Raw genomic sequence first — 1,560 nt, forward strand, 5'->3', positions numbered from 1 at the left:
GCGGTAAAGTTCATCAAGATCCATGGCTGCTCCAGCATCCACCTCAGGATGAGGCATAGTCGCTCAAAACCGTATTGAATAAAGATATCTCAGTGATGACGTGTGCGGCAACATGCTCTTGTCTTACGCTGTCGTTTTGGGCTTCAACTGCGGGTGCGCGCTTTCACTGGGATATCACCATGTCGCTTCTGGACGAGAACCTGCAGCAGCACTTCGCGGCAATCGTCGAAGGCTCCAACGATGCGATCGTGGCCAAGGATCTGGGCAGCATCATCCTGAGTTGGAACCCCGCCGCAGAGCGCATGTTCGGCTACCCGGCCAATGAGGTGCTGGGGCGGTCCATCACCCTCATCATCCCCGAGGACCGGCAGCATGAGGAAGTCGACTTCATCAGCCGGTTGCGCCGGGGCGAGCGCATCCAGCACTTCGAGACGATCCGGCGCAAGAAGAACGGCCAGTTGTTTCCGATCTCAGTCAGCATCTCGCCGATCCGCAACAGGCATGGTCAGGTCATCGGCGCCTCCAAGATCGCCCGGGACATCACCGCCCAGCATCGTGCGGCCGAGCAGCAGCGTCTGCTTCTGTCGGAGATGAAGCATCGGGTCGGAAACAGCTTCGCAATCGCTAGCGGCCTCCTGAACCTTTGCAGCCGGCAGACATCCACAGTCGAGGACCTGGTCACCCAGATGCGCGGACGCTTCCTGACCCTGGCTGCTGCCCATTCCTTGACGGCGCCTGGAACTGGCGAGGAGAATGCCGCAATCTCCGAAAAGCGGTCCTTGCGCGGACTTCTCGAGGCGATCCTCGAGCCTTTCGCCGGCTCACTGCCGGTCGACCTAGCCATCGAGGATGTCCTGGTCAGCGAGGCCGCCGTCACACCGCTGGCCCTGGTCTTCTACGAGCTTTCCACGAACTCGGTCAAATACGGGGCCCTGTCCCGCGACACCGGTCGGCTGGCCATCAACACGGAGCGGCAAGGCAACCGGCTGATCATCCACTGGGACGAGACCTTCGCCCCGGAGCATGCAGGGCCAGCCATGCCCGGGCAGGGCTTTGGCACCATCATGTGCGAACTGGCCCTGCAGGATCAACTGGAGGGATCGTTTTCGCGGCAGTTCACGACCAGCGGCATGCATGCCGTCCTAGACGTCAGCTCCGCGCGACTGTCCGCGGATCTTCCCGGGCACGGCGTCTGACCGCACCAAGCGCCTGTGGTGAGGGGGATGGAAAGAGGAGACGACGGCGAGCGGAATGGCCAGTTGAGATGTCTTCGCTGGTCAAGTTATCTGATAATAAAGCCGCACTGGATCAACTCCCTCCCCTCAGACGCGATCACTCCTCATGGCCGAGGCTGAAACGGAAAGCCCGGCGCAAGGACGCCGGGCATCAGAGGAGTGAGAGAGGGAGAAAATTGTGGCCGCATCCGCCGACCACTGGGCTTCGGAGCGATGAACGTGTGGCCGTGGTCGCGGTTCCGCTGCAAAACCGAGCGACTCTGTCGGCACGCAGGCTTGCCGCCGTTCGTCCAGCCTTTACATGCATGAAGTCAACCACCAGGGA

1 protein-coding gene is annotated in these 1,560 nt (G+C 61.3%); it reads left to right on the forward strand.

What is annotated here, in order from left to right:
- The first annotated feature begins 179 nt into the window (after positions 1–179).
- Entirely contained in the window at positions 180–1,196 is a 1,017-nt protein-coding gene (locus CK944_RS22075; protein ID WP_158248135.1) for a sensor histidine kinase, read from the forward strand.
- The last annotated feature ends 364 nt before the right edge of the window (positions 1,197–1,560 follow it).

Origin of the sequence: Paracoccus sp. SY (assembly GCF_002901215.1) — a bacterium.
GTDB lineage: Bacteria > Pseudomonadota > Alphaproteobacteria > Rhodobacterales > Rhodobacteraceae > Paracoccus > Paracoccus acridae.

Bases quoted from the DNA above. Each gene is read 5' to 3' on its own strand.
- CK944_RS22075 (WP_158248135.1), top strand. From the start codon at position 180: ATGTCGCTTCTGGACGAGAACCTGCAGCAGCACTTCGCGGCAATCGTC.